The sequence below is a fragment of the Pseudomonas meliae genome (genome assembly GCF_001400515.1).
In the GTDB taxonomy this organism is placed as follows: domain Bacteria; phylum Pseudomonadota; class Gammaproteobacteria; order Pseudomonadales; family Pseudomonadaceae; genus Aquipseudomonas; species Aquipseudomonas amygdali.
In genome coordinates this window covers 1-9,045 of sequence record NZ_LJQT01000270.1, presented here as the reverse complement: position 1 = coordinate 9,045, position 9,045 = coordinate 1, and the positions used below count along the sequence as shown (strand labels likewise).

The 9,045-nt window shown below is 60.7% G+C and carries 6 protein-coding genes; 3 read left to right on the top strand and 3 right to left on the bottom strand.

The genetic code is table 11. From position 1 onward, the window contains the following. Positions 1-92: 92 nt before the first annotated feature. Positions 93-818 carry a 4'-phosphopantetheinyl transferase family protein gene (locus ALO64_RS12390; protein WP_198140127.1) on the top strand — a complete coding sequence of 242 codons (726 nt, stop codon included), beginning with the start codon at positions 93-95 and terminating at the stop codon, positions 816-818. On the opposite strand, the gene fhuF is transcribed toward ALO64_RS12390, so the two are convergent. From fhuF to ALO64_RS12375, 3 genes are read right to left on the bottom strand one after another with little or no spacing between them, the layout of a single operon-like run. Further along, positions 819-1,565 (bottom strand): siderophore-iron reductase FhuF, encoded by a 747-nt coding sequence (fhuF, locus tag ALO64_RS12385; RefSeq protein ID WP_005731226.1) that lies wholly within the window; start codon positions 1,563-1,565, stop codon positions 819-821. After that, positions 1,523-3,133, bottom strand: a complete 1,611-nt coding sequence (locus ALO64_RS12380) for an ATP-binding protein (RefSeq protein ID WP_044343373.1) — start codon at positions 3,131-3,133, stop codon at positions 1,523-1,525. Before ALO64_RS12380 ends, fhuF begins: the two co-directional genes overlap by 43 nt. A 4-nt stretch (positions 3,134-3,137) precedes the next feature. Next, positions 3,138-3,905, bottom strand: a complete 768-nt coding sequence (locus ALO64_RS12375; protein ID WP_161794678.1) for a response regulator transcription factor — start codon at positions 3,903-3,905, stop codon at positions 3,138-3,140. Between the two features lie 684 nt (positions 3,906-4,589). Between ALO64_RS12375 and ALO64_RS12370 the strand changes: the two genes are divergently transcribed. Together ALO64_RS12370 and ALO64_RS12365 are read left to right on the top strand one after the other, a co-directional pair. After that, positions 4,590-7,502: a ribonucleoside-diphosphate reductase subunit alpha gene (locus tag ALO64_RS12370; RefSeq protein WP_002554636.1), complete on the top strand. Its 2,913-nt coding sequence runs from the start codon at positions 4,590-4,592 to the stop codon at positions 7,500-7,502. A 265-nt stretch (positions 7,503-7,767) separates the two neighbouring features. Beyond that, complete coding sequence (locus ALO64_RS12365) at positions 7,768-9,015, top strand: ribonucleotide-diphosphate reductase subunit beta (protein WP_002554639.1); 1,248 nt, start codon at positions 7,768-7,770, stop codon at positions 9,013-9,015. Positions 9,016-9,045: the final 30 nt, after the last annotated feature.

Sequence of the window (9,045 nt, the reverse complement as noted above, 5' to 3'; positions counted from 1 at the left end):
GGAATGCAGTTCTCGACGCTTTGCGTCGCAAGAGGACGCAGATATTACCAGTGCCCTTCCCTCCAACCCATTCCCCCGGCAAAATGCCGCCCATGACTCGACTATCCGACCTCCCCATCTGCTGCCCGGAACTGATCTGGCATTGGCCGTTGCCACAAGCCTTGCCGGGAGCGGTACTGGTGAGTGGACATTTTGATCCGCTCAAGCTGATCGACGGCGATTTTCAGCGCTGTGCGGTGCAGATGCCTGCGAGCATTCAGCGCTCGGTCGCCAAGCGTCAGACTGAATTCCTCGCCGGTCGTCTCTGCGCCCGCGAAGCCATGCGTCAGCTGGATGGCCGCTTACATGTTCCGGTGGTGGGGGAAGACCGCGCGCCGGTCTGGCCCGCTGATGTCTGTGGCTCGATCACCCACAGCACCGGCTGGGCCGCCGCTGTGGTGGCGAACAAGCGGCAATGGCGCGGACTGGGGCTGGACACGGAAAACCTGCTGAGCCATGAGCGTGCCTCGCGACTGGCCGGGGAAATTCTGACGGCTGCCGAGCTGGCCGACATGGCAGCAGGCGCGCAGGATCAAGTCGCGCTGCGCGTGACCCTGACCTTTTCGATCAAGGAAGCGCTGTTCAAAGCGCTCTATCCCATCGTGCAAAAGCGCTTCTATTTTGAAGACGCGCAACTGCTTGAATGGTCCGCCGACGGCAGCGCCCGCTTGCGCCTGCTCATCGATCTGTCCAGCGAGTGGCACGCAGGCAAGGAACTCGACGGCCAGTTCAGTGTGCTGGGCGATCATCTGTTGAGTCTGGTCGCAGTCGAAGGCTGATCAGCCGGACAGCGGACAATGTTCGCAACGCCCAACCCACTCGACCCGATGACTCAAACAGCACACACGCCGTTGCCTGCGTGGTTCGCCGCCCTGCGCCTGCGGCACATAACGCACTGCCTGAAACAGAGGATTGGCGCGCCCGTCCGGCCTTTTCTTCTCGCTTAACAGCGCCAGCCCCGCAGCCAGCGACACATCACTGCACGTGGCCAGTTGAGCAAGGCAGCCCTCCAGATAATCCCCGGCGCTGCTCCATAACACCGCGGCAGGCAGTCCGCCATAAGCGCTCAGCGATGCAATGAAGGGCTGAAGATTGTCATCGAGCAATCCGGCAAAGCGCTGAAACGGATCAACCGACATACCCCGCCAGACGCGTCCCTCCTCCGCCAGCCTGACGCCGTTCGGCACGCCGCGCTCGTCCAGCGCCAGCGCCACCTGCTCCACCTGCAACGGCCAATGCCAGTCATGCACCAGGCTGGCCACCAGCACCGGCGGAATCAGTTGCATGAAGTAAAACTTGGCCCACTGCGACACCAGCACCGGCAATTGACCGGGCATCAACTGCGGCCCATAAACAGCCAGCAGCAGTTGATCGAGACGCTCGGGTTGCAGCAGATCAGGCAACGTCACCACCGGGCGCGCATCATCCGCCGTCAGCAATGTCCGCCCGAACCGCGCAAATGGCCCGACAAACGACGGCAAGCTCAACGCGGCACCTGCGTGCGCGGCCAGGACAGGCTGAAGCACGCCCCGCCCAGGCTGACGCTATGCCCGATCAGCGCACGACCTTCATGCCAATGGATGATCCGCCGCACGATCGACAAACCCAGCCCATGCCCGCCCGAGGCTCGGGTGCGGCTGTCATCGATGCGCATGAACGGTGTAAAAATCTGTTCCCACGCCTGTTCCGGAACGCCAAGACCATCGTCGTCCACGTCGATACGGCACTGCTGCGCCTCCAGCCGATAGCTGATGCGCACCTCGCTCTCGGCATGGCGCAGCGCATTGCTCACCAGGTTCTGCACCGCGCGGTGCAGGTAGCGCGGCTCGCCCTCGACCCAGGCAGCCTCACACTCTTCGGCCCTCAGGCATTCGCCCCGTGAAACCCGCACATCGGCGCGCAAGGGTGCCAGTTCGGCGATCACCTGATCGATCAGCGCATCCAGATCGACACGCTGGAAGTTCAGGGTCGGCGCGCCTTGCTCAAGGCGCGCGTAAGTGAGCATTTCATCGACCAGCTTGTCGAGGTCCTGAATATCGCTGTCCATGCCGCGCATGTATTTGCGCCGCGCCTCGGGAGTGGTGGCGTCGCTGACCATCTCCAGACCGAAACGCAAGCGTGCAACCGGCGTGCGCAACTCGTGAGACACCGCGCGTACCAGTTCGCGCTGGATCATCAGCGAGCGTTGCAGGTGCTCGGCCATACTGTTGAACGCCGCCGCCACACGCCCCACCGAGTCGGAACCCTCGGTCGGCACGCGGGTTTGCAGGCTGCCTTGGGCGATCTGCGTCGCTGCAGCTTCCAGCTCCAACACGCGCCGCTCCAGACGCCGCACCAGCAAATACACCACCAGACCGATGAAACACAGGCCCATCAAGGCGATCACCAGCAGCCAGTGCAGCGGATAGGGGTTCATCTGATACAGCGGGCCGATTTCCAGCACCCAGTTGGTGTCGACGATCCCGGCCAGCACGCGGATCGAGTCGCCGCCCTTGCCCAGCGCCATCACCGTGTCGCCTTCATAGATGCGGCGGCGCTGGTCATCGTCCAGGTCAGCCTGGTCCAGCGCCAACAGATGCAAGTCGAAACCAAAGCCCTTGTCGATGCGCAGGGCTTGCAGGCGTGCCGGTTGCTCATCGACCGGAAAGCGCACCAGCTCGTCGATCAGCAGGTAAATAGTGGCTCGCGCCAGTTGCTCGGTGATCTGCTGCACCTCGCCGCTCAGCAGCAGCGGTTCCTTGTCGTTCAGTTGACGATACACCCTGGCGGCGTGCGGGCCGATCTGCTCGACCACCACCTGCCCACGCGCCAGACGACCGCGCGCGCCGCTGTCCAGTCCAGCCTGCTCGATGCTTTGCAGGCTGAGGGGAATCCCCAGCAAGCGCTCCCAGATCGCCAGGGCGCGGCGGCGCTCGATGTCGTTGAGCGGCACAAGGTTATCGGCCATCACCGTAAAGGTGCCGTGGGCCAGACGTTCGCGGTATTGCTCGCCGCGCGACTGATTGAGCACGTGCAGGGCGAACACGCCAAGCAGCGCGACCAGTACCAGTACGCCGAGCATGCCGCCGTAGATCCGCAGAAAGATCGAGTTCATAAGGTCAGCCGCTGAACACGTGGCCGCTCATGTCCTGCGCCGCTTCGGGCACAAACAGATAGCCCTTGCTGCGCACGGTCTTGATCAGACGCGGGTGGATGGGGTCGTCGCCGATTTTCGGGCGGATGCGCGAGATACGCACATCGATAGAACGATCCTGCCCGTCATAACCCACACCGCGCAGCGCAGTGAAGATTTCCTCGCGGGACAGCGTGCGCCCGGCGTTGGCCACCAGCAGCCACAGCAGGTCGAATTCGGCGCCGGTCAGTTCGATGCTCTGCTCGCGCAGCCAGGCCTCGCGCAGGGCGTTGTCCACCACCAAGGGGCCGAACACCAACCGCCGCAGCTCTGCTGCAGGCACCTGTGGCGCTTCACTGCGGCGCAGCAAGGCATGAATACGCGCCAGCAGCACGCGCGGATGCACCGGTTTGCAGACGAAATCGTCAGCCCCGGTATCCAGCCCCTGAATATGATCGGTGTCATCGGTGCGCGCGGTGAGCATCAGAATCGGCCCGTCGTAACGGTCACGTACCGAGCGACAGATACTGAAACCGTCCTCGCCGGGCAGCATCAGGTCAAGAATCACCAGATCCGGCTGTTCGGCGATGATCCGCGCCGCCGCCAGCGCGCCATTGCCCTCAATACTTACGCGCAGGCCGTTGTTGTGCAGGTAATCGCTGGTCAGCTCGGCCAGTCGCTGGTCATCTTCGACAATCAGTACATGCCAGGTGTGTGGCTCCAAAGCAATCTCCCCTTGTTGTGATTGACCCATTGTTGTTATTCAAAACAAGGGTTGCGGCACCGCGTCGCAGGCGAGTGTAGCAACCGCCACCCACCTCGCACGACACCCGGCGCGTCTTAGCACATCACATGCCAGACAGGTCTTGCAGCAGCGTTTTTTTGTGATAGGGTTCGCGCCCTCAAAAATCAGCAACCTGTCGCCAGCACCTACAGAAATCGGTGACAAACGGTCACGATCCAGTAGTTATGCGGCCTACACGCATGGTGTGCGATTCATACACAAACTACACACACTTTATCCACAGGCGGTGCGTTGCAATTCATGTCCAAAACGCATTATCTTGTAGCCCGGCGGCGAGACACACCCTACATGTGGGGTTTTGCGCAAAAACACCAGCACAACTCAAATGGGAAATTCAAGCATTTTTGTTGCGTCTGAGGGGTTGAACTTCAAGCCGGTTTAGGTACCCAAACCGCTCGCGCTTGAGCCAGAGCCATCCCGTACACGTTTTGCAACATCGAACACGCATTCTTCATCGGATTTTCAAAGGATCGGGCACAGCCCGGTCCTTTTTGGCTTCAAAACCTGGAAGCGGCTGCACCTCCCGCTTCCACCTTCGTTTTGGAGCCCTTGAGTCGCCTTTTGCGACTTACTGCTCGAAACGAAACGGTGGGCAGCAATGCCCGAACAAACTTAAAGAACGTGGAGTCACACATGCAAACAGACACAACTCGCGAGAACTCGCCGACCGGCGCGCCGCAGGCCAGCCAGACCCCACAGGACCTGTCTGCCACTGCTCCCGGTCAACTGCGCGTGATCAAGCGTAACGGCACTGTCGTTCCTTACACGGATGACAAGATCACCGTTGCCATCACCAAGGCGTTTCTTGCAGTTGAGGGCGGCAACGCTGCCGCCTCGTCGCGCATCCACGACACCGTTGCCCGCCTGACCGAACAGGTCAGCGCCACGTTCAAACGGCGCATGCCTTCGGGCGGCACCATCCACATCGAAGAAATCCAGGATCAGGTCGAACTGGCGCTGATGCGTGCCGGCGAGCAGAAAGTGGCTCGCGACTACGTCATCTACCGTGATTCGCGCGCCAAGGAGCGTGCCGTTCGTGCCCCTGAAGATCAGGTCCAGGCTCACCCGTCGATCCGCATCACCCTCGCCGACGGCAGCTTTGCGCCGCTGGACATGGGTCGTCTGAACACCATCGTTACCGAAGCGTGTGAAGGCCTGGCTGAAGTCGACGCCAACCTGATCCAGACCGAAACCCTGAAAAACCTGTATGACGGCGTGGCGCTGAAAGACGTCAACACCGCACTGGTCATGACCGCACGTACCCTGGTCGAGCGTGAGCCGAACTACTCGTTCGTCACCGCCCGCCTGCTGATGGACACCCTGCGCGCCGAAGGCCTGGGTTTCCTCGGTGTCGCCGACAGCGCCACCCACCACGAAATGGCCGACCTGTACGCCAAGGCGCTGCCTGCCTACGTCGCCACCGGTATCAAGTTCGAACTGCTCAACCCTGTACTGGCCGAATTCGACCTCGAAAAACTCGGCAAGGCCATCAACCACGAGCGCGATCAGCAGTTCACCTACCTGGGCCTGCAAACCCTGTACGACCGTTACTTCATCCACAAGGATGGCGTACGTTTCGAACTGCCACAGATCTTCTTCATGCGTGTGGCCATGGGCCTGGCAATCGAAGAGAAAGCCCGTGAAGACCGCGCCATCGAGTTCTACAACCTGCTGTCGTCGTTCGACTACATGTCCTCGACCCCGACGCTGTTCAACGCCGGTACCCTGCGTCCACAGCTGTCCAGCTGCTACCTGACCACCGTGCCGGATGACCTGTCGGGCATCTACCACGCGATCCACGACAACGCCATGCTGTCCAAATTCGCAGGCGGTCTGGGCAACGACTGGACGCCGGTTCGTGCGCTGGGCTCGTACATCAAGGGCACCAACGGCAAGTCGCAAGGCGTCGTGCCGTTCCTGAAAGTGGTCAACGACACCGCCGTTGCGGTCAACCAGGGCGGCAAGCGCAAGGGCGCTGTCTGTGCCTACCTGGAAACCTGGCACATGGACATCGAAGAGTTCATCGAGCTGCGCAAGAACACCGGTGATGACCGTCGTCGTACCCACGACATGAACACCGCCAACTGGATCCCTGACCTGTTCATGAAGCGCGTCTTCGACGACGGCCCGTGGACCCTGTTCTCGCCATCCGAAGTACCGGATCTGCACGACCTGACCGGCAAGGCCTTCCAGGAGCGTTACGAGTACTACGAAGCGCTGACCGAATACCCAGGCAAGATCAAACTGTTCAAGACCATCCAGGCCAAGGATCTGTGGCGCAAGATGCTCTCGATGCTGTTCGAAACCGGCCACCCTTGGCTGACCTTCAAGGACCCGTGCAACCTGCGCAGCCCGCAGCAGCACGTGGGCGTGGTTCACAGCTCGAACCTGTGCACCGAGATTACCCTGAACACCAACAAGGACGAGATCGCGGTCTGCAACCTGGGCTCGATCAACCTGCCGAACCACATCGTCAACGGCAAGCTGGACACCGACAAGCTCAAGCGCACCGTCGATGTAGCAGTGCGCATGCTCGATAACGTTATCGACATCAACTACTACTCCGTGCCGCAGGCCAAGAACTCCAACCTGCGCCACCGTCCGGTCGGCCTGGGCATCATGGGCTTCCAGGATGCGCTGTACCTGCAGCACATCCCGTACGGTTCCGACGCTGCGGTGCAGTTCGCCGACACGTCCATGGAAGCCGTCAGCTACTACGCCATCCAGGCGTCCTGCGACCTGGCCGACGAGCGCGGTGCCTACGAGACGTTCCAGGGTTCGCTGTGGTCCAAAGGCATCCTGCCGCTGGATTCGCAACAGATCCTGATCGAGCAGCGTGGCGAGAAGTACATCGATGTCGACCTGAAGGAAACCTTGGACTGGGCGCCGGTTCGTGCCCGTGTGCAGAAAGGTATCCGTAACTCGAACATCATGGCCATCGCACCGACCGCCACCATCGCCAACATCACTGGCGTGTCGCAGTCGATCGAACCGACCTATCAGAACCTCTACGTGAAATCGAACCTGTCCGGCGAATTCACCGTGATCAACCCGTACCTGGTTCGCGACCTCAAGGCCCGCGACCTGTGGGACTCGGTCATGATCAACGACCTGAAGTACTACGACGGTTCGGTACAGCAGATCGAGCGCATCCCGCAGGAGCTCAAAGAGCTTTACGCGACTGCCTTCGAAGTAGACACGAAGTGGATCGTCGACGCGGCAAGCCGTCGTCAGAAGTGGATCGACCAGGCTCAGTCGCTGAACCTGTACATCGCTGGCGCATCGGGCAAGAAGCTGGACGTGACCTACCGCATGGCCTGGTACCGTGGTCTGAAAACCACCTACTACCTCCGTGCCCTGGCCGCGACCAGCACCGAGAAGTCCACCGTCAACACCGGCAAGCTCAACGCAGTATCGAGCGGCGGCCACGGCCCGGACGACTCGGCGATCACCGCCCCGCGTCCAACCGAAGCAGCACCGGCCGGCCCGGCCCCAGTGCCAAAGGCTTGCGCAATCGACGAGCCGGATTGTGAGGCTTGCCAGTAAGGCAAACCCACCTCGCCCCACAGGATAAACACAACCCTGTGGGAGCGAGAGGCCACCAAGCCTGACGCTGTACCTGTAGGAGCGGACTTGTCCGCGAAGAGGTCGGCAAGGACACACATGCCCTTGTCACCCTCCTCCTCACCCAAAGGCCTAAAAAGCCAAAAATTCATGTTCCTTGCGCGCAACACCTTAAAAGCAAGCAACACCCCCTCTGGATCCAACAGGCCAGTCCACCCGACTGACCCTCAAGCAGGAGAATTACACCATGCTGAGCTGGGACGAATTCGATAAGGAAGACGGCGAAGTAGTCGCCAAAGCGACCAACGCCGGCCACGCCAACGAAGCCAACATGGACCGCCTCGACAGCGCCGGTGGCCTCGCAGCCCAGGAAGCCCGCGCCGTTACCGCCGCCGACTCCGCCGCCCTGATCCGCGCCAAGAAAGCGCTGGACGCACTGGACGTCGCTGAAGGCCTGGCCGAGCTCGAAGGCGCCAGCGCCCGCGTCGCGGTTGACGAAAAAATGATGATCAACTGCCGCGCCGACCTCAACCAGCTCGTACCTTTCAAGTACGACTGGGCCTGGCAGAAGTACCTGGACGGTTGCGCAAACCACTGGATGCCGCAAGAAGTCAACATGACCGCCGACATCGCCCTCTGGAAAAACCCGGAAGGCCTGACTGACGACGAGCGCCGCATCGTCATGCGCAACCTGGGCTTCTTCTCCACTGCCGACTCGCTGGTTGCCAACAACCTGGTGCTGGCCGTGTACCGCCTGATCACCAACCCGGAGTGCCGCCAATACATCCTGCGCCAAGCCTTCGAAGAGGCGATCCACACCCACGCCTACCAGTACTGCATCGAATCGCTGGCCATGGATGAAGGCGAGATCTTCAACATGTACCACGAGATCCCATCGGTCGCTAAAAAAGCGGCCTGGGGCCTGAAGTACACCCGTTCGATCTCCGATCCGAAGTTCGAAACCGGCACCGTCGAAACCGACAAAGAGTTGCTGCGCAACCTGATCGCTTACTACTGCGTACTGGAAGGCATCTTCTTCTATTGCGGCTTCACCCAGATCCTCTCCATGGGCCGCCGCAACAAGATGACCGGCGTCGCCGAGCAGTTCCAGTACATCCTGCGCGACGAGTCCATGCACCTGAACTTCGGCATCGACGTGATCAACCAGATCAAAATCGAAAACCCACACCTGTGGGATGCCGAGATGAAAGAAGAAGCCACGCAGATGATCCTGCAAGGCACCCAGCTGGAAATCGAATACGCCCGCGACACCATGCCCCGCGGCGTGCTGGGCATGAACGCGGCGATGATGGAGGATTACCTGAAGTTTATCGCTAACCGTCGTTTGAGCCAGATTGGGTTGAAGGAAGAGTATCCAGGGACGACGAATCCGTTTCCTTGGATGAGCGAGATCATGGACCTGAAGAAAGAGAAGAATTTCTTTGAGACTCGGGTTATTGAGTATCAGACTGGTGGGGCGTTGAGCTGGGATTGATGGGTACGTTGCTAGGAGGGTGTAGACAAA